The 25688-nt window shown below is 41.2% G+C and carries 28 protein-coding genes; 5 read left to right on the plus strand and 23 right to left on the minus strand.

The features are described from left to right. The 15 genes from cobA to DESME_RS08930 all read right to left on the minus strand — a co-directional run bounded on the left by cobA (position 1) and on the right by DESME_RS08930 (position 15101). Positions 1–1506 carry a uroporphyrinogen-III C-methyltransferase gene (gene cobA, locus DESME_RS08860; RefSeq protein ID WP_006718325.1) on the minus strand — a complete coding sequence of 502 codons (1506 nt, stop codon included), beginning with the start codon at positions 1504–1506 and terminating at the stop codon, positions 1–3. Positions 1507–1533: 27 nt separating this feature from the next. Then, the gene (gene hemC, locus DESME_RS08865) at positions 1534–2454 is read right to left on the minus strand and encodes a hydroxymethylbilane synthase (protein WP_006718327.1); all 921 of its coding nucleotides are present in this window, start codon (positions 2452–2454) and stop codon (positions 1534–1536) included. After that, the gene (gene hemA, locus DESME_RS08870) at positions 2455–3789 is read right to left on the minus strand and encodes a glutamyl-tRNA reductase (RefSeq protein WP_006718329.1); all 1335 of its coding nucleotides are present in this window, start codon (positions 3787–3789) and stop codon (positions 2455–2457) included. Continuing rightward, positions 3765–4403 carry a precorrin-2 dehydrogenase/sirohydrochlorin ferrochelatase family protein gene (locus DESME_RS08875; protein ID WP_006718331.1) on the minus strand — a complete coding sequence of 213 codons (639 nt, stop codon included), beginning with the start codon at positions 4401–4403 and terminating at the stop codon, positions 3765–3767. The genes hemA and DESME_RS08875 overlap by 25 nt, the downstream gene beginning before the upstream one ends. A gap of 80 nt (positions 4404–4483) precedes the next feature. Then, positions 4484–5341: a c-type cytochrome biogenesis protein CcsB gene (gene ccsB, locus DESME_RS08880; RefSeq protein ID WP_006718333.1), complete on the minus strand. Its 858-nt coding sequence runs from the start codon at positions 5339–5341 to the stop codon at positions 4484–4486. Between the two features lie 27 nt (positions 5342–5368). Next, positions 5369–6697: a cytochrome c biogenesis ResB family protein gene (locus tag DESME_RS08885; RefSeq protein ID WP_006718335.1), complete on the minus strand. Its 1329-nt coding sequence runs from the start codon at positions 6695–6697 to the stop codon at positions 5369–5371. Between the two features lie 276 nt (positions 6698–6973). Then, positions 6974–7933: an NrfD/PsrC family molybdoenzyme membrane anchor subunit gene (gene nrfD / locus DESME_RS08890; protein ID WP_006718337.1), complete on the minus strand. Its 960-nt coding sequence runs from the start codon at positions 7931–7933 to the stop codon at positions 6974–6976. Positions 7934–8018: 85 nt separating this feature from the next. Then, positions 8019–8693, minus strand: coding sequence for a 4Fe-4S dicluster domain-containing protein (locus DESME_RS08895; RefSeq protein ID WP_006718340.1), 675 nt, complete (start codon positions 8691–8693; stop codon positions 8019–8021). A 279-nt stretch (positions 8694–8972) separates the two neighbouring features. Next, positions 8973–9941: a polyprenyl synthetase family protein gene (locus DESME_RS08900; RefSeq protein WP_006718342.1), complete on the minus strand. Its 969-nt coding sequence runs from the start codon at positions 9939–9941 to the stop codon at positions 8973–8975. A 29-nt stretch (positions 9942–9970) separates the two neighbouring features. Further along, positions 9971–10414, minus strand: a complete 444-nt coding sequence (locus DESME_RS08905; RefSeq protein WP_006718344.1) for a twin-arginine translocase TatA/TatE family subunit — start codon at positions 10412–10414, stop codon at positions 9971–9973. Between the two features lie 13 nt (positions 10415–10427). Next, the gene (gene tatC / locus DESME_RS08910; RefSeq protein WP_006718346.1) at positions 10428–11183 is read right to left on the minus strand and encodes a twin-arginine translocase subunit TatC; all 756 of its coding nucleotides are present in this window, start codon (positions 11181–11183) and stop codon (positions 10428–10430) included. 95 nt (positions 11184–11278) lie between these two features. Continuing rightward, positions 11279–12016: a polyprenyl synthetase family protein gene (locus DESME_RS08915; protein ID WP_006718348.1), complete on the minus strand. Its 738-nt coding sequence runs from the start codon at positions 12014–12016 to the stop codon at positions 11279–11281. 214 nt (positions 12017–12230) lie between these two features. Further along, positions 12231–12608: an adenosylmethionine decarboxylase gene (speD, locus tag DESME_RS08920; RefSeq protein ID WP_006718351.1), complete on the minus strand. Its 378-nt coding sequence runs from the start codon at positions 12606–12608 to the stop codon at positions 12231–12233. A gap of 592 nt (positions 12609–13200) precedes the next feature. Continuing rightward, entirely contained in the window at positions 13201–14184 is a 984-nt protein-coding gene (locus tag DESME_RS08925) for an asparaginase (RefSeq protein ID WP_006718353.1), read from the minus strand. 125 nt (positions 14185–14309) lie between these two features. Then, entirely contained in the window at positions 14310–15101 is a 792-nt protein-coding gene (locus DESME_RS08930; protein ID WP_427846173.1) for a DUF5714 domain-containing protein, read from the minus strand. Between the two features lie 129 nt (positions 15102–15230). Here DESME_RS08930 and DESME_RS08935 point away from each other — a divergent pair, with 129 nt between their 5' ends. Next, complete coding sequence (locus DESME_RS08935; RefSeq protein ID WP_242072673.1) at positions 15231–15692, plus strand: (2Fe-2S)-binding protein; 462 nt, start codon at positions 15231–15233, stop codon at positions 15690–15692. Positions 15693–15776: 84 nt separating this feature from the next. Here DESME_RS08935 and DESME_RS08940 read toward each other — a convergent pair whose 3' ends face one another. Further along, positions 15777–16124 (minus strand): cupin domain-containing protein, encoded by a 348-nt coding sequence (locus DESME_RS08940; protein WP_006718359.1) that lies wholly within the window; start codon positions 16122–16124, stop codon positions 15777–15779. 278 nt (positions 16125–16402) lie between these two features. Here DESME_RS08940 and DESME_RS08945 point away from each other — a divergent pair, with 278 nt between their 5' ends. The 3 genes from DESME_RS08945 to DESME_RS08955 are packed head-to-tail and all read left to right on the plus strand — an operon-like array spanning position 16403 to position 18631. Next, on the plus strand, positions 16403–16864 hold the full coding sequence (locus DESME_RS08945; RefSeq protein ID WP_006718360.1) for a DUF2975 domain-containing protein: 462 nt from the start codon (positions 16403–16405) through the stop codon (positions 16862–16864). Positions 16865–16880: 16 nt separating this feature from the next. Continuing rightward, complete coding sequence (locus DESME_RS08950; protein WP_006718362.1) at positions 16881–17087, plus strand: helix-turn-helix domain-containing protein; 207 nt, start codon at positions 16881–16883, stop codon at positions 17085–17087. Between the two features lie 17 nt (positions 17088–17104). Beyond that, complete coding sequence (locus DESME_RS08955) at positions 17105–18631, plus strand: DUF4153 domain-containing protein (protein ID WP_006718364.1); 1527 nt, start codon at positions 17105–17107, stop codon at positions 18629–18631. 58 nt (positions 18632–18689) lie between these two features. Here the strand turns inward: DESME_RS08955 and DESME_RS08960 are convergent, their stop codons facing one another. From DESME_RS08960 to DESME_RS08970, 3 genes are all read right to left on the minus strand, one after another. Then, positions 18690–19379, minus strand: coding sequence for a hypothetical protein (locus DESME_RS08960; protein ID WP_006718367.1), 690 nt, complete (start codon positions 19377–19379; stop codon positions 18690–18692). Between the two features lie 109 nt (positions 19380–19488). Beyond that, positions 19489–20754 (minus strand): ABC transporter permease, encoded by a 1266-nt coding sequence (locus DESME_RS08965; RefSeq protein WP_006718369.1) that lies wholly within the window; start codon positions 20752–20754, stop codon positions 19489–19491. Continuing rightward, positions 20754–21686, minus strand: a complete 933-nt coding sequence (locus tag DESME_RS08970) for an ABC transporter ATP-binding protein (RefSeq protein WP_006718371.1) — start codon at positions 21684–21686, stop codon at positions 20754–20756. The genes DESME_RS08965 and DESME_RS08970 overlap by 1 nt, the downstream gene beginning before the upstream one ends. Positions 21687–22149: 463 nt before the next feature. Between DESME_RS08970 and DESME_RS08980 the strand changes: the two genes are divergently transcribed. Next, entirely contained in the window at positions 22150–23397 is a 1248-nt protein-coding gene (locus tag DESME_RS08980) for a D-alanyl-D-alanine carboxypeptidase family protein (RefSeq protein WP_006718373.1), read from the plus strand. A 223-nt stretch (positions 23398–23620) separates the two neighbouring features. Here DESME_RS08980 and DESME_RS08985 read toward each other — a convergent pair whose 3' ends face one another. The 4 genes from DESME_RS08985 to DESME_RS08995 form a co-directional block, all read right to left on the minus strand. Next, positions 23621–23965, minus strand: coding sequence for a hypothetical protein (locus DESME_RS08985; protein ID WP_006718375.1), 345 nt, complete (start codon positions 23963–23965; stop codon positions 23621–23623). Positions 23966–24264: 299 nt separating this feature from the next. Further along, positions 24265–24792 (minus strand): putative immunity protein, encoded by a 528-nt coding sequence (locus DESME_RS08990; protein ID WP_006718376.1) that lies wholly within the window; start codon positions 24790–24792, stop codon positions 24265–24267. 206 nt (positions 24793–24998) lie between these two features. Then, positions 24999–25160: an excinuclease ABC subunit A gene (locus DESME_RS15915; protein ID WP_167998813.1), complete on the minus strand. Its 162-nt coding sequence runs from the start codon at positions 25158–25160 to the stop codon at positions 24999–25001. Then, positions 25153–25548 carry a YkvA family protein gene (locus DESME_RS08995; protein ID WP_006718378.1) on the minus strand — a complete coding sequence of 132 codons (396 nt, stop codon included), beginning with the start codon at positions 25546–25548 and terminating at the stop codon, positions 25153–25155. The genes DESME_RS15915 and DESME_RS08995 overlap by 8 nt, the downstream gene beginning before the upstream one ends. Positions 25549–25688: the final 140 nt, after the last annotated feature.

The following is a 25688-nucleotide window of genomic DNA, read 5'->3' on the forward strand; positions in this document are numbered from 1 at the left end:
TTAACCCTCCACCAAGGCTTGAACTAGCCCTGTAATTGTATATTTTTCTGCTTCACGATGAATGGTCAAGCCGAGCTCACGTGCCGTTGTACTGGTAATCGGCCCGATCGAAAAGAGCTTAACCCCTTCAAGCAAAGTGAGGTCTCCATCAAGAATTTGCAAAAAGTTACGAACAGTAGAAGAACTTGTAAACGTTACAGCATGAATCATATGATCGCTTAATAATGCTTTTAATTCTTCTTTATCGGCCTGTCCTACTATTGTTCTATAGGCTGGAACATCCCAGACATCCGCACCCAAAGCTTTTAGGGACTCTGGCAAAATATCCCTCGCCTCTTCTGCACGAGCAAGGAGCACGCTTTGTCCGGGGAGGACTCGACTGGCAAGCCCTTCAATAATTTTTTCTGCGCGATATTCTTCAGGTACGAAGGAAACCCGTAAGCCACGCTTCTCTAAAGAGGCTTGTGTTGCAGGGCCTATCGCCACAAGTTCAATTCCGGCTAAATCACGAACATCTTTTCCTTGATCGTTAAGCACTTTAAAAAACGCTTCAACTCCATTAACGCTTGTGAAAACCAACCAATTAAAACGTTTGAGTTGCTGAATGGCTTGGATAAGTTTTTGAGGTTCACTCGCCGGTGCAAGTTCAATAGCTGGGAATTCCCAAGGCTCTCCACCCAAATCTTCAATCGCTTGGGATAACACACTGGCTTGATGACGTGCTCGAGTAACCACAATGCGTTGTCCAAAAAGAGCTTTCTTTTCAAACCATTGGATCTTTTCGCGGAGACTTACCACTTCGCCAACAATAATAATCGATGGATTGCTAAATTCCTCTTGCTCTGCGCGTTCTTTAATATTTTGTAATTCTCCAACCAGCGTTCTTTGTTCTGGTCGGGTTCCCCATTGAATCAAAGCAACCGGAGTGGTCTTTTCTCGACCGTTTTCCATCAATTTATTAGCGATCAGGCCCAAATTTTCCATGCCCATTAAGAAAATTAAGGTACCATGAGAGTTTGCGATGTGTTCCCAAGGAATTGCTGAGTTGTTCTTGGTTGGATCCTCATGACCCGTAATGACAGCAAAAGAAGAGGTTAAGTCCCGATGGGTCACCGGAATTCCGGCATATGCGGGAACAGAAATAGCTGAGGTCACACCTGGAACGATTTCGAAAGGAACACTAGCATTAAGCAATGCTTCAGCTTCTTCTCCACCCCGTCCAAAAACGAACGGATCTCCCCCTTTAAGGCGAGTCACGATTTTTCCTTCGAGTCCTTTTTTAACTAAGACCTCATTGATTTCTTCCTGGCGAAGAGTATGCCGATCCGGAGATTTCCCAACATAAATCATTTCACATTCAGGATTTGCTAAGGTAAGTAAACGTCGAGAAGCTAAGCGATCATAGACGAGAACCTCTGCTTTCGCAATGCACTCGGCCCCTTTGACGGTAATTAACTTCGGATCTCCCGGACCTGCTCCGACTAAATAAACGTATCCTGTGTCCAAATTCCCACACTCCGTTTCATCTCTAATTTAGCTAAGAACTCTTATCTGATCAAGAATTGCCTTCGCCCCTTGAGCAATCAGTTGCTCTGCAACGTCATAGCCAATTTCTTCGGGGTTTTGCCCTTCTACTGATGCTCTAAGTAAGTGTTGGCCATCCAATGAAGCGACCATTCCCTTCAATTGGACCCTACCTTCAATGACAATTCCTAATGCTCCAATCGGGACCTGACATCCCCCTTCTAAACGACGCATAAGCGCTCTTTCTGCGCGAACGGCTAAACTTGTTTCCTCGTGATGAAGAGGCTTCAGTAGCTCGTAAATATCCTGACGTTCGGTGCTAATCTCAATTGCAATTGAACCTTGTCCAACGGCAGAAAGCATAATATCTTCTGGAATAAGCTGAGTGATCCGTTCTTCCCAACCTAAACGCTTGACTCCTGCATAGGCTAAGACAATCCCCGCCATTGCGGATTCCTCAAGTTTACGCCAACGGGTCTGCAAATTACCTCGTAAATCTGCAAAATTCAAATCTGCTCGATAGTGTTGTAGTTGCGCTTTGCGTCGGAGACTGCTTGTCCCAATCACAGAGCCTGGAGGAAGATCTTCAAGTCGGGTCCCATCTTTACTCAAAAATACATCTCGAGGTTCTTCGCGCTCACAAATTGCACCAATACTTAAACCCTCTGGCAATATAGTCGGCAAATCTTTGAGGCTATGCACAGCGAGATCAACCTCGTCGCGCAATAAGCCATTTTCAAGTTCTTTCGTAAACAATCCTTTGTCCCCGATTTTAGCAAGAGGAACATCGAGAATCTTATCTCCTTTTGTCTTCATCGACACGAGGATAAATTGATGTTCAGGATAAATCATACTCAGCTGTGTCTTAACCCATTCGGCCTGCCACAGGGCAAGTACGCTATCTCGTGTTCCAATTCGAATGATACTCATTTAGCCCTCCTTGGTTATTACCTGGCTTGAATTCTGGGGTACACTCCGCATTGAGCGAACTGATTCTTCATCAACATCCAAGCTAAATAAGTTCTGAAAGATTTCAGTATAAAGGTGTCCCTGGCGAGTCGTCGCAAATTCCTTTAAATTCGTGATAGGGGTATGAATCAATTGATTGACAATCGAATTTGCCATCGAGCGAATGACCTTTTCCTGTTTCTCTGTAAGTCCCCCTAATTTACTCAGTGCATGCTCAAGTTGATAGTTTTTAATTTCTTCCCCTCGATGCTGCAAGGCAACGATTGTGGGAATCGCAAAGAGAGAATTATGCCATTTCATAAACTGGGCCATTTCTTCTTCAATAATAACTTCCGCTTTTTTCCCCGCAATTTCTCTTGCGTTTTGATGCGTATCAATGACTTCTCGCAAATCATCGATATCGTATAACGTTATCCCAAGGATTTCACTAACATCAGGGTGAATATCCCGAGGCACGGCAATATCCACAAGTAAGAGAGGTCGATAATTTCTTTGCTCCATGACCTCTTGAATCTGTTCAGGAAGTATCACGAAATTAGTAGCTGCAGTTGCCGAAATCACAATATCGACTTTCTGCATACATTCCCCAAGCTGATCGAAGGGAACAGCTATTCCGTCAAATTCAGCAGCTAAGTTTTGGGCCCGTGCATGAGAACGGTTGGAGACCATTACCGTACTCGCGCCATTCGCGACAAGATGTTTTGCAGTTAACGCACTCATCTCACCTGCTCCCAGAATAAGGATACTTCGTCCTGTAAGATCTCCCAAAGCTTGTTTTGCAAGCTCCACTGCAGTATATGAAATAGAGGTAGGATGCTGGTCGATTTGTGTCTCCGTCCTAACCCTCTTTCCCACAGTTAAGGCATTCTGAAAAAAGACATTGATTACTTTATTCGTCACACCTGCTTTTACAGCCTTTTCATAAGCCTGTGCAACCTGTCCAAGGATTTGGGTCTCCCCTAAAATCATGGAATCTAAACCCGCAACCACCCGAAATAGGTGCCGAACCGCTTCATATAGTGTATGGACGTATAAGTGTTGAAAAATGACTTGCTCTTCAAGATGAGCATGATTAACTAGAAAACTTTTAATCGAATTGATTCCAAGATCTACATCCGTTGTTGCAGCATAGATCTCTAGCCTGTTACAAGTATTAAGTATAACTAAGCCCTCTAGACCTGGATAAGATTTAAGCTCAAGGAGTGCACTTTCAATCTGATAATGAGGGAAGCTCACCTTCTCCCGGATCTCAACTGGAGCTGTACGATGATTTAATCCAACAATGACCGGAAACACCGTTCTACCACTCCTTTCGCCTCACTAAGCCGGCCTTTTTTAATCAGTTCCAGAATTTCACCATCGGTCACTTTGGACCAAAATACGTGTTTTTGTTCTGAAGATAAACCGGACTTAACTTTCTTACGCCATTCTTTTAATAATGAAAGATAATCTTCAAATTCCTGGCCGTATTGCATTTGGAGTTGCTCTCGAATCTGTCGTGCTACAATAGGGCTACTGCCCCCTGTGGAAACAGCAATCTTCAAGTCTCCTCGTTCCATAATCGAAGGAACGATAAAAGAACATTTTTCCGGATCGTCAACAACGTTAATCAATCGCTTATTCTTTTGAGCATCGATTGAAACGTTAGCATTGACCTCATCTTTTTCTGTGCAGGAAAAAATAATCGTGGCATCTTGGATGTCCTCAGAACTATATTCTTTATTTGCCCAAAAACAACGTTGCGAATCCACTAAGTCCTTTAACTCCATAATCAAGTCTGGAGAAACGATATGTACAATCGCACCATGTTCTAACAAAGTTTGAACCTTACGGTATGCTACATTTCCTCCACCCACCACCAAAACAGGTTTTAATCTTAAGTCCACAAAAATGGGGTAGTAATCTGACATGTACTTAGCACCTTCTTTTAATCACTCACACAATAATTCGACAATTGACCTAAGACTTCCCCCTTTCTAACCGAGTTTTCTTATGCATAGGAATGCAGGCCTGGCAAGAGATAATTAACACCGAAGAAGGTGAAAAGAACCGCAATAAATCCAAGTACCTCTAACCAAGCAGCTCGCTTCCCTTTCCAACCATACATTAATCGAGCATGGAGATACGCCGCATAGATAATCCAGGTAATCAAGGACCAGGTTTCCTTCGGATCCCAAGACCAATACGTTCCCCATGCATAATTCGCCCAGATTGCTCCCGTTATGATACATAGGGTCAACATTGGAAAGGCGAAACCGATGATCTTATAAGCAAGCTCATCAAGAACCTGGGAAGCAGGAAAACGGGAAATCCAACTTTGATCCTTTGATTTTCCATCTTCATCTTCCTTAGGAGATTTAAGTAAATACATCAAACCTAATCCAAAGGAAATCGCAAACGCACCATAGGAGAGCATGGCTGTTATGACGTGGAAAGTTAACCACTGGCTTTTCAGAGCTGGAGGAATTGAAGAGGCAACCCGCTCATCAGGTCCCATGGTCATAATGATAAATAATAGAAGCAGGAGAGGGATGGGTATTACAAAGTTTCCCAAAGATTTCACCTTGTACCTCACTTGTGCGAACAGGTAAACTGCAACAATCCCCCAGCAAAACGTGAGAATGAATTCATATCCATTCGATAAGGGGGGTCTTTGGGAAATAATCGCTCGTGAAATAAGTGCAACTGTATTTCCGACTAGGCCTAGCAATGCCATTCCTGTGGCCAAATGTTCAAGCCATCCCTTTTTTACGACGAGTGTTAACCAGTACAACATTGTGCTTGATAAATAAGCAATAATCATGAGGTAAAACATAGCCACTTCAAGGTTGTTTAAGGTCTCGTTCATGTTACACTCTCCCCTTATTCACGAATTTCATCGGGTAACTGCTGATGAATCAGCCGTAAGTCGCTCCTTTATATCGGCCTCAATCCGCTTAAACTCATCTTGTGTTCCCACTGCAAGTTTCCCTCGGACTGCCCCCATAAGTAAGCCGGATTCCTTTTTCATTTCGAGAATACCTGTAACAGTGTACGGTCTCCAATAAAAGGAGAGAACAAGCCCCAGCATTAAAAACGCGCATCCTAACCAAACCCAATTTACCCCAGGATCCTTTTTCACTTGAAGGCCGGTAAAGCTCGTTAACCCATCAAACGTTAACGAAACCGTGTCATTAACTTTACTCGATTGGCCTAAATTCATTTGACCCATCGCTACAGGCTGTGAAGAATATCCTTGATAGGCTTGATAAAGGACAACCGGTGCTTTGGGATCAGCCTTCATTGCAGCAAGGATAAAATAAAGATTTGTCCCAGGAACCTCAAAATAATTTCCACCTTGGTTCTGAAGGACAAAAGGAACCTTTTGACCATTCACATCTGCGGTAAATTTACCTCCTTGGGCAAAGCTTGATTGATAAAATGTAACTCCTTTGTAGGAAAATGGATGGTTAACAGATAGTGTCTGGCGGGCAACCTCTTGGCCCGATTCAAGAATACTCAAATCGGTGTACCAATTATCTCTATCTCCATTAGCAAGGAGTCGATCCTCAGCAGAATTGATCTGAACGCTAAAGTTCTCTTTAACATTTCCTTTGCTCACTTGGATTTGCTGAATTGATAAAGTCTCCCCTTCTCCTGCCATAAAGAACCCTTTAAAACCGATCATTGATCCTAGGAGGGCACCTAAAATAAGTAAAATAAAAGCAATATGTGTGATTAATGAGCCCCAATTACCCCATTTATGTTTTTGTGCTATAAAACTCCATTGTCCTTCTTGCTCATTCGTCGTCAGATGATACCCTTTACGGTTAAGTACATCGGTCACAGCTTCACGCAATTCTTTTTCATTTCCCAAGATTCTGGTTTGGATTTTTTGAGGTATACCTTTTGACGATTGCGGTGGCATAGATTTAAACGTTATACGATAAATTCCGCCGATACGTTGAATACTGCAAACGAGAAGATTTACACAAAGTAGTCCAAGTATAAGTCGAAACCAGATCGTTGAGTACAGATGCGTAAAGCCAAGCGTTTTCCATATCGTGTTGACTTGCTTCACTCCCGACGGATCCAATGCTTCTTGCGGAATTAAAGTACCTATACCGGATACGATAGCAATAACGCCTAAGAGAATTAATCCCGTCTTCATTGAACTGAAAACATTCCAAACCTTGTCCATTACGCTTTCAGACTGATCACTCATGAAATACCTCCACTCCCCTTAATCTTGTACATTGGTTTGCACGAATATAATTTTACTATATATATTCCATTTCTCCTACTGATAAAAGTAACTTCTTTTCAGACAGATTTCATTCTCATACCTCTTTTTTCACGTTCAATTTCTTAATTATATAAAGTTTGTCTTCACTTTCACTAAATTTTGATAAAAAAAGAGCAAAGCTTTTTTTCATGTTACAGGTAATGATACATGAAATAATAAGCTTTGCTTTTATATTTAATAAATTTATCTTTTAGCTTACTTCAAAACGCCATTCCATAGGGGGAGCGCTGCAAAGATAACGACGAATCTTAAAATAAATCCTCCGATAATAACCCCAGTATCAACGGTTAATAAGGAGCGTGAACAATCGATTTCTTCAACATGTGCTCCTGAATGTTCTGCTTGACTTGATGCTGTAGCAACTTCAAATTTAACAGGTACTTTAACTTTAAATTTTGATAACTTTTTATAATTCATCATAAAGACCGCGAGGGGAATAACTAAGCCGACACCCACGAGTAAAATCCAAAAAGGCAAAGCGAGTGACCCTGCAAGAATCATCTTTGCAGATTCGATTCCTACTGCCCCATGGCGACCCGAAAGCATCGTGGCAAAGATAGCGAGAAGAAGAACAACTTCAGCTCCAACTAAACCGATATGGATTTTACATATTCTCCGTTCATCCGTTTTTTGACCCTTTTCCAACACATAACTTAAAATTGAGGTTATCGACATTCCCGTAGATAGTGCCGATACCACGAATAGAACAGGCATAAGGTAGGTATTCCAGAATGGTACTGCTGTAATAACAGCGACCAGTAACCCTGTGTAAGTTCCTGTTGCCAACGCGAGGAATGCCCCAGCATAAATGAAACCTTTCGGAACGACTTTTTTCTTCCAAGTTAAAAAACCAACGACTAATGCAACAACAATAAAGCAGGCTAAAATATATACACCCCAAGTCATCACAGAGCGTGGATTCGCAAGTAAGCCAATTAATAACCAGGGTTTTTTCAGTCCTTGACCCAAGTCAAAAACCAAAAGTATCGTTCCTAGAGCAACAATTGGTCCTGAAATAAAATAGCCTATGCGCTGAAGTGCAGGAGAATTTCCGATCCACCCTCTTCCTGCGGCAAAAGAGGTAAGAAAAGCTCCCGCTCCTAAACCTCCCATAAAAAGATAAATAACAATTAACCATCCCCAAATTTCTTCCATGAGCGCTTCCTCCACATCATTATTCTTATTTTCTTGACCCCAAATAATTTTGCTATACTCAGAATTTCTTTAAATTTTTAAGAAATCATGGCTTGGGAATAATATAAAAGGAAGGTTGGGTTATTTCAGGTGAAGGTAAATTTGCAATTTGTGTAACAGCTCCCGCTAATTTCTTAAGGTCGACTACATCGCCATATTGAAGGGCTTTCGTTGGACATGCCTCAACACAAGCTGGTTTTTGTCCCTCATCGATTCTCTGATAACACATACTACATTTGGAAATTGCACCACTCGTTTCTCCAAATTGTGGGGCATGATAAGGACAGGCGTACATACAATACTTACAGCCTACGCATCGAGCAGAGTTATGTACGACAATTCCATCTTTCTCACGTTTTGTATAAGCGCCAACAGGACAAACCTTGAGACAAGCAGGGTCTGCACAATGATTACAACTCATTGATAAAAAGACAGGCTTTTTATCAGTCGCTATTACATGAACTTTTCTCCATTCAACTCCAGCTTCCCATTTGTTCACTTTTTTACAAGTATATGCGCACTGCTTGCATCCAATGCACTTCTTCTGGTCATAGGAGAAACCGAGTTGCTTTGAGCTACTTCCGGTATTATCTGCAGCGAGTGCACTGCTTACCTGAAATTTTTGAAATGGCGAGACTCCAATAACAAGTGTTGCAGTTGTTAATACTCCAATTTTTATTGCGGCTCGACGGGTTAAGTTAATCTTAGAACGAATTGTCATAATGTATCTAACCCCTTTCTTTATATTTGCCCGAACTTTCACAACGTATTTGGCAAATATTCATGAGCTTCCTCTTGAATTTTAGCACATCCAAAATAGAAATAAAAATCTATATTCGGTTAATTTTGGTATTATATCTCTCTTACCCTCTTAATATTTCGTTTTTTTACGAGATACTTCTAAATTACGTCGCCCGAAAGTAAAGGAATGTTCATTCTTAGATTAATTAAAAGCATCCCTCATTTGAAACATAACATTTCATTGAGAGATGCTTTTTGTTTAGAATTTCCGATCACGAATAAATTGTGCCAAATCAGCTAACGCTTTTCGCGTTGGCACATTCGGCAATTCTTGAAGATAACTTTTCGCTTTACGGATATACAGATCAACACATCGCATAGACTCATCAATTGCACCAGAATCTTTGATCAATTGAATTGCCTCTCTAACCTCTAGCTCAGTTTTATCCTCTTTACCCAGTAAATAAGAGAGTCGTTCCTTCTGAGAAGAACGTTGAAGTGCGATAATCATCGGCATGGTCATAATTCCCTGAGATAAATCTCCACCAACTGGTTTCCCCAATTGAGACGCTTCTGCCGTAACATCTAAGACATCATCTACAATTTGGAAGGCCATTCCGATAGCATGACCATACCCTCCAAGTGCCCACACCTGACGTCTGGGAGCATCAGAAACAATGGCACCTAATTTACAACTTGCTTCAATAAGAAGTGCAGTTTTCCGTTTAATTCGATAATAGTATTGCTTTAAATTCTGTTTAACATCAAAGGAAGCCTTAATCTGCTGAATTTCACCCCGACTCATTTCGACACTGACTTCAGCGAGGATAAGTGATACTTTGGGATGATTAATCTTTGCTATGAGATCAAGCGAGCGAGCCAGAAGATAATCCCCTGTCGCAACAGAAACGACATTACCCCATTTCGCTTTGACCGTAGGCCTACCACGACGTGTTTTAGAATCATCGACTACATCATCATGAACTAATGTAGCCATATGAATAAGTTCTAAAGACATTGCAACTGGAAGTAACTTTTCTAGAGGATAGCCATAAAATTTTCCTGCGAGAAGAGCAAATGCGGGACGTAATCGCTTCCCTCCAGCGTCTAATAAATGAACTGCTGATTCCTCAAGTACCGGAAAATCTGTTTCGACGAACCGATGAAGTTCTTTCTCTACGCGTTGAAGGTCCGAGTTGATCTGATTAAACAACCACAATTGTTTCAAAACCGGTTCACCTGCTTGCACCCTTATTTTCAACTTTTATATGATACCATATCTTCTGGAAGCTCGGCTAGTGGGTCTAGACCCTTATCCTGATCTTTGGACTGCGGTTTAGAGGAAGAATTATCCACTTCATCATAGGTAAGAAGCTCTTCCTCTGCTTCCTTACTTACTTGTGACTCGCCATTTTGCTTTTTAGAGCCTGTACTATTCATATCCAGAACAGGTTTTACTGATTCATCAATTGTTTTATTGATAATATTAGATGGCGTTTCGATAACGTCTTTAATATTCTTGCTCACATCTGTAAAATCTTGGGTTACATCCTTCAAATCCTTTGTTGCATCATTAAATATTTTCTTCATTTCATAAACGAATTTTCCGACAGTCCGTGCAATATCTGGCAAATCTTCAGGTCCAAAAATAATTACACCGATCACCATCAGAATGAGGAGTTCTGACATTGAAAAGCCCATAGTATTTCCCCTCCTATGACGCGTTCAGAGCCTTTTCTCGTTTTTTAACGACTAAATACCCCAACCAAATACTGATTTCATAAAGTAAATACATCGGACCGGCCATTAATAATTGGGTCGGTATATCCGGTGTTGGTGAGACGAGCATCGTTAAGGCAACAATCCCAAAAAATGCCCATTTTCGCTTTTTAGCAAGTGTTTGGGGGGTTACGATTCCGATACGGATCAAGAGTAGCAGAACAATGGGAAGCTGAAAAACGATCCCAAAGGTCAAGATAAACGTGATTAAAAAGCTTAGATAAGAGCTTTGCGTCACCAAAGTGGTCGATTGAATTGACCCGCCTGTGAATAATAAAAATTTTATTCCAAGTGGAATAACCAAGTAAAAGCTAAATGCATCACCCAGAAGAAAAAGGAATATAGAACTGGGCACAATCATATACAAATACTTGCGCTCTGTTTGTTTAAGAGCAGGTAAAATAAAAGACCAGATCTGCCATATGAGAATAGGTAAGGCAACAACAACTCCAGTCACGATCGAAACTTTAAGTTTGACCATCATCGGTTCCATTGGAGTTGTCGTAATAAAAGACACGCCAGCTAGCTCAAGAACTGGACGCGCCAAGTATGCAAAAATCATATCACTAAAAGCCCATCCCAGCACAGTCCCTAATGCGATACCATAGGCTGAAATAACAAGGACTTTTCGTAAGGCGCGGATATGTTCCATAAGCGGCATGTTTTCATCATTACGTTTCCGCCTGCGCATTCCTACACATCCTTCCCATAGACCATTAACTGCACATAATCCAAAGTCTTCTCAATTTTAGCATGTAATTCTTCACCTGACAAAACATATTATGTTTATACTGCCTCCGCCAAACTCTTTTCCATATAGTCATAAAGTTCGTAAAGAGGTTTGACTTCTGCCTCAGGCAATTCCTGAAGAATCGCTTTTGCACGAGACAGGGATTGTTGAACGACTCGCATTTCCATTTTATCCTGCCAAGCACCCCAGGCAAGTCCTAATTCCCAACCCAATGCTTCACACCTATTCTGTATCTTCTCTGAGCAGCCTGTGATTTCAGCACTTAGCCTGGCTGCTACTCCAGTTATAGTTGCACGCTCCATTTCCAGTATTTCGAGTCGTTTGCTTTCGTTGCCACTTTCACGCAGGGTTTGCCAACGTGAAATAGCCCCCTCATTCATAGTCGCAATAACTTGAGCTAAAGGCGCTAATAAGTGGAGCAGTTTATTTTTGCATAACCCTAAAAAGAATTTTCCATAGAGAAAATCCCCAACCAATACTGGAAACTGCCGTTCATCTTCATCTAAATCCGGCTTATCATTCATAAGACGATGAACTTGATCTGCCATAAAAATATATTGTACGATCGTGGCGAGTGCAACCGCTGGACGGGCATTCCCTCCGAAGGAACGATTCACAGCCAACACAATCAAGGGACAGGCATTCTCATCTAAATCATTTGAAGAAAGTTCAACTAGTTCCTCAAATTCAGCCGCTTTAAATCGTATTTCACGTTCCAGTGTTTCTTTTATCTCTTCAAGTTCTCTTGTAAAATTTTCTTTGAGTGGAAACAAGGCCATCTCTCCTTAACTTTTTGAAGCCTAACCTAAATATTATTCTATAATAAACCTAAAATTCCTGCTAAGTGAAAACTCACCGGAGATTTTATGATTATATTTTCTGCAAGAGTAAGGACTTATATCCTAAATTAATAGACCTTGCAACAAACCTGTCACAAGGCCTATTAGTCAGCCGACATCCTAGTCTGGAATAAAATAAATATCCCTCCTAAAGATTTACCGCTTCCTTTGGATTCTCAAAAATCCCGCGTTTCATTTCGGTAGCAGTCATATGACCCGCCTTAAATTGTTCCGTTACATAATTACAGGCATCCCAGGGATTGACACGATCCCCGCACGTGAAGACGTCTACGGCTGCATAGCCAAGTTCCGGCCATGTATGAATGGCTAAATGCGATTCCGAAATAACAACAACGCCGCTGACTCCTTGTGGGCTGAACTTGTGAAATACAACCTCACGTACTTCTGCTCCTGCTTCCAGGGCTGCGTTGACCATGATCGTTTCGACCTTTTCTCGGTCATTAAGAATATCGAAACTACAACCATAGATCTCAGCCAACACATGACGTCCCAGAGAATTACTCATCTTGTCATCGTTGCCCCCTTTTCTTTTACAAAATAGGAAGGAATCCGAGCCGAACATTTGTCCGATTACCCAAATTCTCATCGAGAACAATTTTAGCATAAAGTAACAGGTTGTCAATAAAAAAAATTAGAATACCCCATTTAACCTATGATCATACCGAAAAACTTCAAAATTGCTCATTATATATCCGTTTTTCTCCGAATTTCTCCTCTATGCATTTTATCTTAACCATCAATCATTATGTCAGCAATTTCATTTCTGGTGTAATACATCCTTTCTAGTTCCTTTAGTATTAATATGAAGGAAAATCTATTCTGTTATTCAAAAAAACTTAAGGCTATGCTCAACTTATGGTCATAGCCTTAAGGGGCTCCTCCACTAATTATTACTTAGAAGACTATCCCCAATGCAATTAGAATTAAGATAGCAATACTAATAATGGCTGTGCCAACTAAAAACATCAAAATCCCTCCTTAGTTGGTATATATTGGGTACACTTTATTATATTAAAATAAGCGAGCAACTGCTAAATTAAATAGCGGTTGCTCGCTTATTTTTTTGAAGACTTATAGCTGTTCTTAGCCAAACATGATTACTGGACGCCACCACGGGCCAAAACTTTTTTCAGCTCTAGTGGTTCAATACCTTTCCCCAAGGCGATACTCATAAGTAACCGGACTTTTTCTGTTGAAAGATCTGAGGCGAACCAAACCCCGGAACGTTCTAGGTCTGCACCTCCACCGGGATACCCGTACGCGGGTGCGGTTCTACCAAATAAGCAGCGTGAGGTTACCACGACTGGGATTTTCCGTGCAATAAACTCTTGAATTATTGGCATTAGTTCTGGTGGTAAGTTTCCTCTGCCAAAAGCTTCTATGACCAAACCCTCGATTTTCTCATTCAGAAAGCATTCGAGGATAAAGGGTGACATCCCTGTAAATACCTTACAGATTATTACATTCGCTAAACGTTGAGGGAGTCCAAAATTAACTGAAGGTTCAGGCTTACGATGCCAAATGACATCCTCATTATCGATTCCCCCTAAAGCACCGCTTTCTCCAGAATTAAAAGCATCAACATGACTCGTGTGAAGTTTACGAACATCGCGTGCAGCATGAATTTCTTCATTGAGTGCAATCACGACTCCTCGTCCAACTGCCTGTTCATTTTTCGCAATTAACATCGCATTACGTAGATTTCTCGGTCCATCCGAGTCCTGCTCAGATGCATCCCGTTGAGATGCCGTGAGAATAATCGGACGCGTATCGCGAATCGTGAGATCTAAGAAATAAGCGGTCTCCTCCAAGGTGTCCGTTCCATGGGTTATTATGACCCCCTTGATACTGGAATTATGGAAGTTATTTTCAACGATCCGCGCGAGTTCTAACATCTTCTCGGGTGACATATTACAACTGGCCACATTACTAAAATCAACGATTTCCCATTGGGTTTCTTTCCGAAGATTAGGAAGACTCTCTAACAGATCAAAACCGCTCACAGCGGGGACTGCCTTGCCATAGCCATCCTTGCGCATAGCAATTGTTCCCCCTGTTGCGATTAAAAGAACTTTTTCCAACTTCATTACCCCCACTACATTTCAAGACCATATATGTTCCTACGCCATTTTAATTCGAAGACGAGATTGTTTCAAGCCTTGACTTGATTAGACTGTTCTGCTATATGTTAACAGGGGTATTACCTTTATTTAAAATAGGAACATCTAGATTCTCTGCATCCATGAGGGTGACGTGAACTGTGAGTACAAATAATTGTTTTACTTGGTGAAGGCAAGAAAACAGTAAAATACCTTTCAACGAATAAAATAGCCTCACTTAAAGCCGTTCTTACAAAGTTTTTACAGCAACAAGGACCCGTTTCGTCGCTAATCTTATCCACGATTCTCGCGACTACTTTCATAGTCATCGCTGTTTCTTGATCTTTCGAACAAGCCGCACCTAAAAGGACACTAAAGCAGGAACCAATGGCTGGGGCAATTCCGCATACTCCTGTGAGTCCACAATATCCTCCAATGGCTTGTCTCTTTGTTCTATTCAGTACTTCAACAATCTGATCATCCGTAACCTTGAGTGTTCCTTCATTCTTGATTGCTGCCATCAAAGCGCCTGCTGCTATCCACGCATTTTCGCAACCGAGCATAGGAATATTGTTCTGGTCCATTAGATATTCGGCAATTTCAAAAGGATTTGCCGATTTACTGCTTAAAACGTATTCTTTTACCGTATCGAAAAGACCTTTCCCATGACATTCATCGCAGACATAGTGTCCATTGGGACAAGAAATATTGCCAATTTCTCTTTTCCCACATTGAACGCAAATCAATTCTCTTCCTAAATCGAAGTATTCTAATTTTCCCCCACAGATTTGGCAGTTCTCAGTATTAGATTCATTGTGCTGACCAGCACTCGAAATCGTTCCTCAACAACTCGATGTCGCGGTGTTTTTATTTTTATCCTGATTCTGAAGTAGGTCCATCAACCCCAGGCCTCCTATTCTCTTTACTTAATAGTCACTGTATTCTTCTCTCCCTTCATAGAATAGATAAACGTGATAGTTGTCCAGTCATTGAAAACTTGCAGGAATGAAAGGAAGGTTTGTTCCATTATGCTTAAGTTATCCGGAGACTCTAATATAATCTCAACCTGCCCTATATGTAACGGGATGGGTCAGAAAGTACGTATGGAAACGGTTGAACATCAAATACAACCTAGTATTGAAATTGAAGCGGAACAGTTTTTTCTCTGTAGAACTCCTGAATGTGAAGTTGCTTACTATACTCAGGATGGCCATAAAACCATATTTCAAGACGAATTGATCAATAAGATCTGGTTTAAAAATATTTCATCGCCGATTACGATTTGTTATTGTGCAAATGTTACAGAGGAGGAAATCTTACATCATGTAGCCGTAGCTCAATGTTGCTCTACCTTAGACGATATAAAGAAACATACAGGAGCGAATACCGGATGTGATTGTCTCACGAAAAACCCTGCTGGTCTCTGATGTTCAGCTGTGGTGCAATCGGTGATTGCCAAAGGTCTGGCTATGAGAAAAATGGAGAAGTAAAAGCTCTACAGAGAAATGGCGGTCAAGGTTAAAGTTACCTTGGCCGTCATTTTTTTCAAGTTACGGTTCCACCTGCTCTTCTTCTTATTTATCTCCTTCTTCTGGGACAATACAAATAAAGGCGAAAGGTTCTGAGCTTATATTCTGAAACTGATGAATTTGATCTCCTGGCACATAAGCAAAAGATCCTGCTTCAACCGGATAGTCTTTACCGTCAAGGTGAAGAATTCCCTTGCCTCCTAAAATATAATTGATATGAGGCCAAGCATGTTGGTGCTTAGGCGTATGACCGTAAGGGCCAATTTCAAATGAACGCATAACATAGCCGCCCCAACCCTCATTGGGAGAAATCAAGACTTTTTTTAGCACGTTTTCAGCATCAGCACTGCTCATACGCGTTCCAAGGACATCTCGTTGATGGGCAACAATCATTTCATTCCCTCGCTTTCGTAATCTATAGGAGATAGATATCTATCAATTCACCTTTTCATTCTACATTATCCTCTATTATACCATGATCGCTCATTTACTACCCTGTTCTTCCACTTTACCTTTACCTTTTGCTGAGAATATCCCCGCTATTAATTAATATATTCCGCTACGTTTCAATAAATATTTATCGTAATTCAATAAATATTTATTGAATTTTAGTAAACAAAGACTTAAACTGATTTTGTAAGAATTAATTACAAGGAGGGCTCGGAACAATCATGTTAATCTTGGGCGAAAAAAGCTTATCTGTTTTAGTAAAATGGATTCTGGATTTGGTTTTCCTGGGCGGACTAGCAATCACAATCACCCTACCCTATGGATTGAGATGGTATTTGAATACGCTACATTCTACGAGCAGCGAAAATTATTCTTTTATGCTTGGATTCCTCTATTTTACCGGAATCGTATGTCTTGCGTTAGTGAATGAGATTCGAAAGATCTTTAAAACCCTCAATCGAAGAAATCCTTTCATGATGGATAATGTGAAAAGTTTGAACCGAGTAGGATGGGCTTGCTTTATCATTGCAGCCGCTTATATTCTGAAAATCTTTTTCTACAACTCTGTTCTTACCACAATTATTACCATGATTTTTATCATTGCTGGACTTTTTTCCATCGTTCTGGCTGAAGTCTTCCGTCAGGCCATCGAGGTTAAAGAAGAAAATGATTTAACGATATAGAGAAAGGATGCAGGAAATGGGAATCGTCGTAAATTTAGACGTCATGATGGCTAAAAGAAAAATGAGCCTGTCAGAATTAGCCGCCAAAGTGGATATTACCTTGGCAAACTTATCGATCTTAAAAAACAATAAAGCAAAGGCCATTCGGCTTACGACTCTGGAGGCTATTTGCCAATCATTGGACTGCCAGCCAGGGGATATTTTAGAGTACAGGCCGGACTAATCATGGAGGTGTTTTCGATGGAGCAAACCCGTATTCAACTCACAGAAAACCAGATTGAAGGTCTCACAAATAAGAAGGGGATCACTCTTTTATTGGGTTCTCTTGTCCTTGGTCTCTTGTTTAATTTTTTATTCTATAGGAAATCTCTAGGGTTGTCCTATCCTCTATACATAACTGCACTGTATACTTTTTTATTCTGGAGTATAAAAAAGAAACCTAAACTAAAATTAGATTTTATTGGACTGCTGGGAATATCGATCATCGCGCTTTCATTTACTTATTTCTTTTTCTCAAGTCCATTCTTTCACGTCCTCAATTTTCTTCTCATCCCCATTTTGGTCGTCGCCCATACCCTTCTTCTCACCTCAAACAGTCGGTTTAAATGGTTTGAAGCGTCATTTTTCCTGGATATGCTTAATGGGATCTTCATTCGTCCTCTGGAAAACTGCCTCAAGCCTTTTTCATTGATAATTTCAAATACAAAAAGGATAACGATTTTAGAGAAATCGACGGTTATGCTAAAGGTTCTGATGGGTTTAATCCTTACGATCCCTTTGTTAATCATCATCGTTCCCCTTCTAGCATCCGCCGATGATGTCTTCCATCATTTTATTGATCAGATTCCGAATCTATTTCAAGCCATCAACCTCAGTTATTTTATTCCCCAATTTCTTATTGTTACGGTGGTAACCTGCCTCGTTTTTAGTTATATTTGGAGCCTCTTTTATTCAAAGCCTAAATTCGGAAAGGGAATTTCCAACCTAGAAATTCTCTCTCCTGGCAAGTTTCTCGATCCCATTACGGTCACAACTCTATTGATCGTGATAGACGCTCTTTATGTCTTTTTTATCGCCATTCAATTTTCCTATCTCTTTGGGAGTCTAACTGACAGCCTGCCTCATGATTTCACATTCGCCCAATATGCACGCAAAGGATTCTTCGAACTGGTTGATGTGACTCTCATCAATCTTGTTCTTCTGATCGGAAACATGTACTTTGTTAAAGCCTCTGGGAAAAAGTTGGACAGTGTTGTGAGAATATTAAATACAATCCTGGTGATGAGCACGTTCATTATGTTGTTATCGGCTCACTTCAGAATGTCATTGTACGAAGATGCCTATGGCTTTACCTATCTGAGAGTCTTAACCCATGCTTTTATGGGGTACCTTTTTGTCTTGTTTGTCGTATCTTTTATTAAAATATGGCGTCAATCCATACCCTTATTCAAATCTTTTGTTGTCATTTCGATTGTTGCCTATACGCTGCTGAACTATATTAGTGTAGATAAAATAATTGTGAAGGAAAATATCACGCGCTACACCGAGGGAAAGCCCATAGACGTCTACTATTTAACAACACTTTCTTATGATGCAATTCCGCCGCTTGTAGAATTTATGGATCAAACTCACGACTTGAGTTTGATCACATCGTTCAATAATGGTCTTAACAATAAAAAAACAATGCTCAATCAAGAAACACCTTGGCAGTCTTTCAATCTTTCTAAGTACAGAGCACAGGAAAGTCTTAAAGAAAGTTTTAAATGATCCGCACGTCAAAACCCTTAGACTTTGGAAACTCTATTATCGAAAAATATGAAGAACTTTATATACCGTGGTAAACCAGTTCGGAGGAGTTCGACTCGTTGTATAATTCATACTTAAAGGTGTCCCAGTACCAGTGAGTATCCATTATCTTTTCTCCATTAGTCCCTTCTTCTAATGGAACGGTAATCTTTTTCGTGATGTTTAAAATTTGGCGGTTGCCAAAAGTTTGGTACGATTCATCGAATTCGAGAAAGTCTGCTTGAACGTATTCCTTTAATGACTCAGGCAAATACATTCTCACTTTGAAATTGCTATCATTTCTGCCGTAGTCTGTTAGTGACAAACTAATACTGAGGGTTGCTTGGTGTTCATTTATATCTGAGAATGAGAGGTTCGAATCCTTTATATCAATTGACTTAAGTTCAACCTTCATTGCCTGGAAATAGGCATTTTTAGCGAGGTCTAAGGAGCCCTTCATGAGAGGAATTACCATTAAGAGCACAATGATAACGATGGCTATTTTGTTCTGTATACCTATGGGTTCTGTTTTAAACAGCCCTTTTATGGCAACGATGAATAAAGCTAATGGAACTATTGCTGATATGAAAAGGACTGAATTCTCAAATCGTATGGGTTTGATGATATATTGCATAATGGAATACGAGTCACGGGGGAGCTTGTAGGTTAAGAGAACCGATATGAAAATTAGACCTAAATACTTCATCAATTCTTTGATATCTTTAGTCATATCAGATCCTCCTTAACTCTGTTCAACCAAATCACCTATTTTATATCCTAATTCTATAATTCTTGGAAATTACCTTTAGAAATCAACATTCAAGCTGTCACTAGCGCCTTTACCGTTGCCGAATCAAACGTCCGATTTGTCGCCAGGAGACTTTTCCATTGAGAAGAATGCAGACTCGGTAAAGCTTCCCGCCTATCCAGATAAAGAGAATTGTAGAGATGATGAGATCTAAAATTCCAAGGAGGACATAGAACGTAGGAATTGATGTTAACACGATGCGAGCAAACAAGACCATCGGAGTAAAAAACGGAACATAAGATAGCCCGGCAATCCACGGGTTATTCGGGCTGGTCAAGGTAAACATGGCAAGCAAAAAACCGATAATAACTAAAAAGGTCATCGGACCCACAGCCTGTTGAAGGTCCTCAGTACGGCTAACCGTTGCCCCGATTCCAGCATACATAGCCGCATATAAGAGAAATCCTAGGATAAAGAAAACCCCGAAATAGACCAAATAAAGCGGTTCAATCGTGTTTATTTGAAGGCTCATTCCTGGGACCAATGCTATACCTTTCCCTTTTAAAGCGAGAAGGCCAAGTCCCGTCCCAATCCAAAGAAAATACTGGGTTAACCCTACAGCACCGATCCCGATAATTTTGCTGGCCATCAACGTCATGGGTCTAACGCTAGCAACCATCATTTCCATAACTCGACTGCTTTTTTCCTCAACTACGCCATTAGCTACGTACGTCCCATAAACGATTAACGAAAAGTAAAGCATAAAAAGGAGAAAATAGACCAGGGTCATATTTTGAGTTTGTTGTTCTTGAGTTGCTGCTCTAAGCCCCTCCGCTTGTGTTTCAAAAGGAATCGGGGTCAAAATTTCAGTAAGCTGGGTTGAAGAAAGGCCACTCTGTTGAATGCGCTCCTGAGTCACCATCTGCTGTAGAACGGTTTTTACCTTAGTAGATGCTCCTCCCATTTCAATTTTTTTTGAGTGCCAAATTACTTTACCCGGTGCTTCTGGTGAAGAAAATTCAACAACAGCTGAAATTTTACCTGTTAAGAGTTGGTCTATTGCTTCTCTTTTCTTCGTTGACCAATTGGAATCATCAGCATTCATGATTTGGAAAGAAAATTCCGGTTCACCGCTAGGCAGTTTATCCTGAAGGTTTTTCTCTAAAAAAGGAGTAACCCGTCCGCTCGTTTCAAGAACAATAATTTGCTGTTTATCTGCAGACTTAATCTTATCCATGATGGCGGGGGCAAAGGATAACCCCAAAATAACAACTAACCCTAAGAGCGTGGAGAGAATAAATGTTTTGCTGCAAACTTTCTCACGATATTCTCTCTGAAATAAAATCCAGAATTCCATCAAATATCCCCTCCTACTAAACGAATAAAGGTTTCATTCAAGGATGGATAGCCGATCTCAAAGTGTTGAACTTGTCCTTGCTCTAGAGCGCCTCTTAAAATTACTTGGGGATCTACCCCTTGTGGAAGTTCAAATTCGATGTCATTTAAGGTGTGAGAAGATCCATCTTCCGATTTATTGTTTCGTATGAAAGGTTTTTCTGGTTTAATCGGAAAAGCCTTGAGAAAATCCAATGAGCCTTTGTATTTTAAGTGAACCATTTGACGGCCCGATAGCTTTTTAATGTTCTCTACAGAACCATGAGCTAAGACCTGCCCTGCCTTAATAATACAAAGGGATTGGCAGAGTTCTTCAATATGTTCCATCCGATGGCTCGAGAAGAGAATTGTTCGTTTTTCTGCTGCAAGGTCTCGAAAAGCTTCTTTGAGGAGTTCGACGTTGACCGGATCAAGCCCAGAGAAGGGTTCATCAAGAATTAGGAGTTTCGGTTGATGCAAAATAGCAATAATAAATTGGACTTTTTGCTGATTCCCTTTGGAAAGTTCGTTCGTCCTCTTCTTCAGTAGATCTTCCAACTGAAACCGATTAGACCAGTAAAGAATACGTTTTTCGGCCACAGAAGAAGATAATCCTCGAAGACGAGCAAAAAAGCGCATTTGGTCATGAACATTCATTTTGGGATATAACCCCCGCTCTTCAGGAAGATATCCAAAAGTTCGGGTCGTCTCCAATCGGACCTCTTTTCCGCTCCAAGTCACACTACCCTGATCGGGTTTAATAATATCCATGATCATGCGCATTGTCGTTGTTTTGCCTGCACCGTTAGGGCCAAGGAAACCAAAAACCTCTCCTTCAGGAATGGATAGATTAAGATTATCGATAACTCGATTTTGACCGAAAGATTTATGGACAGCAATTAAATCAAGAGACATCATTCACCCTACTTTCTGTACACCTAAGATTTAGATATACACAAAAACTATATAGACTTAGCCTATAAATCATACCAATCTCTATAATGTCTTTCGGCAAATCCTCACGCATTTCCTCTAATTTCCATATGTTCTTTCAATTGGGACGATTACAGGCATGGTGAATGCTGAAACACCGCTCTGGTATCTACAGGAGCGGTGCTATTTATTTGAGTTTTTTGCTGTTCAGAAGCGATCTGCTGTATCTCTGTTCCGCATTCATTTAGTTTTTAATAATTTTTGTATAATATAGTTAAAGTAAAGGTTTATGAACTTTGGAAGTTGTGCTAAAGTGGCTCGATGATCGACGTCCTTATCCAAAATATGGACGCAGCTAAATTCGGCAAATGCGTTGTCGAATTGTGCATTATCAATTAGAATTGTACATGTACCATTAAACATTATTAGCATAGGAGGTCTTCTTATGACTCAGTCTCCCTCGACCCCACCCACTACGAAACGGCCTCAAATGCCGCCCCTTCCGATCAAAGGAATTCTCGTTTCACTTCTGGTCGTATTGCTTGTCGTAGGGGGATCTATTCAAATTACTCGCCCCGTCCCTCCAGTTGACGCCAAAGCTACCACCCAATCCATCACCTTGCCAGGTCAGCTTTCGGTATCGTTTCCGGATCAAGGCGAATCTGCCGTCGGTACAGAGAATTTGGGGGTCATTGCTTCCACTTCGGATCAATCTCCAGTTGCGATTGCCAGTGTAACTAAAATCATGACCGCTTATCTTGTCTTAAAAGCACACCCCCTAAAACCGGGTGAAGAAGGCCCCACCTTAACGATGAGTGCTCAGGATTTTGCCGGTTATCAAGAGGGAGCAAATAATGGGCATTCTGTCTTAAAGATTGCTGAAGGAGAACAACTCACCGAAAAGCAAATGCTCGAAGGATTGATGCTTCCATCCGGTGATAACATCGCTGATACCTTAGGCCGATGGGTTGCCGGTTCGGATCAGGCCTTTGTGGACAAAATGAACGAAACAGCAAAAGCCCTCGGTATGACGCAAACTCATTATGCGGATGCCAGCGGGGTTAATCCAGCAACGGTCAGCAATGCCGTCGATCAGATCAAAATTGCTCAAGCTGCCATGTCAGACCCTATCTTTCGTGAAATCGTGGCCATGCCGCAAGCAACGCTACCTGTTGCAGGAACGGTTTATAATGTGAACTCCATGCTTGGCAAGCATGGAATCGTCGGGATTAAAACGGGTTCCATGACAGTCGCCGGCGGTAATTTTGTGTCGGCAACACCTGTAAAAGTCGGCAGTCAAACTCATTATATTATTGGAGCGGTCTTAGGGCAAAAAACACTGCAATCCCTTCAAAGCGCTCTCGATGCCAATGCTAAAATCCTTGACCAGGTCCGACCTCAATTTAAACTCTATCCCTTAACCGAACCGGCTGAAGGATTTGGACAAATCACCACGGCTTGGCACAGCAGCAGCCCTTTAAAAGCAACGGAACCGGTCCAAATCTTTGGTTATCCGGGGATGAAGCTTACGTACTCCATCAATATGACTCAAAACCCATTACCGATCAAAGCTAATCAAGCAATTGGAACATTAGAAATCGAACAAGCAGGACAGACCGTTCTCGAAGTCCCTCTAGAAAATTCACAGCCCATCAACGCGCCCGGATACTTCTGGCGGCTGATTCGTTTTTAATAATTTATGCAGCCTGACATCGTATTTCATACGGTGTCAGGTTTGTTTTTAGTTGGATTCATATACTCGACGTAAGGCCTTTTATCTTTGATTTTCATTTCTTAGCGGTTCTAAATGACATATCCTCATTTTAATTTGCTTACCAAATCACTTTTGAAAGGCAAAACATTGGAAGGGCTTGGGATTAAACCCAGGCCCTTCCATCTATTTGTGTTACTTTATTTCACTTTGGATAATGAGCAGTCTCCTTCGCATCCGCTCCCTCGGGCAAATAAATCCGGGTTCGAACCATTCCGGCAAACTCCCCGTCCTTAAAATAGCTACTATAGGTAATGACCATCCCAAAGGCTATCTTTGTAAAGGATTTTAATTCCCCGCTTCTAAACCGGGCTACAAAGTCGGCAATCTTTTGGCGATTTTCTTCCTTATGACACTCAACAGACCACAACCCCATCACGGGTTTTCCATAAAAATCTTCCTCGAAGGTATTGGCCCAGACCACATTAAAATCTGCATCGGTAACCAAAATTCCCGCTGAAATATCCTTGAAGACTTCACCAAAATCCATTCATATACCTCTCCAGTTCTCAATCAATTTCGCTAATCTTACTAAGAAAACACCAGCACCTAACAACTCAAGGAGTTAAATACTCTGCATAGGCAAAGGTAAAAGGCTCCGTACCCATACACCGATAGGTCTTGATGACTTATAGTTTTCTAGCGCATCTACAGCACGGTTTACTCTAGCCACGATTAACCCGGTCATTTTTCGCACCATTTCATTCCCGTGTAGCAGCTTCCTCAATCATCACTCTGAACCGTTTTGCTCAAGTTTCCTCGCGTTTGCCGCGTGTTATTCTGCCGATGTCAGCACTTCAAGTCAATTTTTGCCGGGTTCGGCTCATCATCAACGGCTACGGCACGGAGTGCATCAAGCATACGCCCGCATTCAACGGCGACACATTGCTCTAGCTGCTCCCACGGAACCTTGGTTCCGAGAGTGTCATATGAAACTGCTATCGCACCATAGAGCGCGAGTCCGATACAGTGCCGTGCTGAATGAATCGTCGACGCACACTGACCGATCGCCCTTGCGGCGGCTTGCGCAGCAGGCTTCCCATCGGCTTCGCGGGCAGCCGCGTGGCACTCGAGGATTTGCTTCTTAGCCTCTGGTAGTTTGATTTTCCCGGCAAGCCATTCCCGAGCGGCATTTAGCGCATTTTGCGGACGCATATCGTCTGGGTAGTGCTTGCTCCACAGCGGCAATATAACTCCCTCGGCATAATCAACCGCCCAATGCGCTAGTGTTGACTTGCTCTGCGTTTTAATCAATTTCACAAGCGACTGAATATACGGCGCGTTCCAGTCACTTAACATTTTTCGTGTTTTTGGCATATTCATCCTCCCATCAGGGGTGATTCCCCGGTCCATAGTGCCATTACTTCCTAATTTCGCTCCCGAGCAGTGCTTTCCCTTTATTGCTTATTTAAACATCTATGTTAAAGCGATTGAAGGGTGACCTAAATCATAATAGGATATGCTTCCCTATCAAGAAAAAAAGGAACACAATATTTGCGTTCCACATCAAAATAGAAAGTATTTTACACGTAATTTGCCGTAATTGACTCCTTGCAGTTTCTCAAGTCACCCGGTGTTCCTTTAAAAAGAATCTGACCGCCTCTGCTACCGCCCTCAGGACCCACGTCAATAATCCAATCGGCATGACGAATGACATCGAGTATGGCTACTAAAATTTCATGCATTCTTCCATTGTTCATATTTTCGTAAATCTGACCTTACTTGTCTTATGGCTATCGAAAGTACAAAAACATCATCAATTAAACCGACTCCAGGAATTACATCTGGGATCAGATCAACTGGTGATATAAAATAAAGCAATGCTCCAATAATAGCCGCGATAGATCCAACAGGTACTTCTCTGTAATTCCCTTTTACCCAATCACCTGCTATTCCAAACATAAGCTGAAGATCATGCCATATTTCATCAAGTGGGCCTCTACTTTCTTTAGCCTTTTCCAAGGCCTTTTTTATGGTTTCTTCAACCTTGCTTGGATTCTTTAAAATATCTTCGCCCTTACTAACATAGCCAGAGAACATATTGATTGCGGCACTTTCATCAAACTTTTTCATTATCCTACCTCCACTTTTATTTAGTGGAGTATAATTTCGACAAAAGCATCTATTTTCCTTGCCAAATTGTAAAAAACCATGTATCAAATCTTGGAAATAAAATACACTATTTACTAAATCGAATTTTACAGGATATTGCC

Origin of the sequence: Desulfitobacterium metallireducens DSM 15288 (genome assembly GCF_000231405.2) — a bacterium.
Taxonomy (GTDB): Bacteria; Bacillota; Desulfitobacteriia; order Desulfitobacteriales; family Desulfitobacteriaceae; genus Desulfitobacterium_A; species Desulfitobacterium_A metallireducens.

What these genes read in the sequence shown, in the direction of transcription:
- tatC (WP_006718346.1), bottom strand. Translation starts at nt 11,183, where the DNA reads ATGCGCAGGCGGAAACGTAATGATGAAAACATGCCGCTTATGGAACAT.
- DESME_RS08875 (WP_006718331.1), bottom strand. Translation starts at nt 4,403, where the DNA reads ATGTCAGATTACTACCCCATTTTTGTGGACTTAAGATTAAAACCTGTT.
- DESME_RS08895 (WP_006718340.1), bottom strand. Translation starts at nt 8,693, where the DNA reads ATGACAATTCGTTCTAAGATTAACTTAACCCGTCGAGCCGCAATAAAA.
- DESME_RS08965 (WP_006718369.1), bottom strand. Translation starts at nt 20,754, where the DNA reads ATGGAATTCTGGATTTTATTTCAGAGAGAATATCGTGAGAAAGTTTGC.
- speD (WP_006718351.1), bottom strand. Translation starts at nt 12,608, where the DNA reads ATGAGTAATTCTCTGGGACGTCATGTGTTGGCTGAGATCTATGGTTGT.
- DESME_RS08885 (WP_006718335.1), bottom strand. Translation starts at nt 6,697, where the DNA reads ATGAGTGATCAGTCTGAAAGCGTAATGGACAAGGTTTGGAATGTTTTC.
- DESME_RS08945 (WP_006718360.1), top strand. Translation starts at nt 16,403, where the DNA reads ATGTTAATCTTGGGCGAAAAAAGCTTATCTGTTTTAGTAAAATGGATT.
- DESME_RS08990 (WP_006718376.1), bottom strand. Translation starts at nt 24,792, where the DNA reads ATGCCAAAAACACGAAAAATGTTAAGTGACTGGAACGCGCCGTATATT.
- DESME_RS08955 (WP_006718364.1), top strand. Translation starts at nt 17,105, where the DNA reads ATGGAGCAAACCCGTATTCAACTCACAGAAAACCAGATTGAAGGTCTC.
- DESME_RS08980 (WP_006718373.1), top strand. Translation starts at nt 22,150, where the DNA reads ATGACTCAGTCTCCCTCGACCCCACCCACTACGAAACGGCCTCAAATG.
- nrfD (WP_006718337.1), bottom strand. Translation starts at nt 7,933, where the DNA reads ATGGAAGAAATTTGGGGATGGTTAATTGTTATTTATCTTTTTATGGGA.
- hemC (WP_006718327.1), bottom strand. Translation starts at nt 2,454, where the DNA reads ATGAGTATCATTCGAATTGGAACACGAGATAGCGTACTTGCCCTGTGG.
- ccsB (WP_006718333.1), bottom strand. Translation starts at nt 5,341, where the DNA reads ATGAACGAGACCTTAAACAACCTTGAAGTGGCTATGTTTTACCTCATG.
- DESME_RS08985 (WP_006718375.1), bottom strand. Translation starts at nt 23,965, where the DNA reads ATGGATTTTGGTGAAGTCTTCAAGGATATTTCAGCGGGAATTTTGGTT.
- DESME_RS08960 (WP_006718367.1), bottom strand. Translation starts at nt 19,379, where the DNA reads ATGACTAAAGATATCAAAGAATTGATGAAGTATTTAGGTCTAATTTTC.
- DESME_RS08950 (WP_006718362.1), top strand. Translation starts at nt 16,881, where the DNA reads ATGGGAATCGTCGTAAATTTAGACGTCATGATGGCTAAAAGAAAAATG.
- DESME_RS08905 (WP_006718344.1), bottom strand. Translation starts at nt 10,414, where the DNA reads ATGGGCTTTTCAATGTCAGAACTCCTCATTCTGATGGTGATCGGTGTA.
- DESME_RS08940 (WP_006718359.1), bottom strand. Translation starts at nt 16,124, where the DNA reads ATGATTGTTGCCCATCAACGAGATGTCCTTGGAACGCGTATGAGCAGT.
- DESME_RS08995 (WP_006718378.1), bottom strand. Translation starts at nt 25,548, where the DNA reads ATGAAAAAGTTTGATGAAAGTGCCGCAATCAATATGTTCTCTGGCTAT.
- DESME_RS08970 (WP_006718371.1), bottom strand. Translation starts at nt 21,686, where the DNA reads ATGTCTCTTGATTTAATTGCTGTCCATAAATCTTTCGGTCAAAATCGA.
- DESME_RS15915 (WP_167998813.1), bottom strand. Translation starts at nt 25,160, where the DNA reads ATGCATGAAATTTTAGTAGCCATACTCGATGTCATTCGTCATGCCGAT.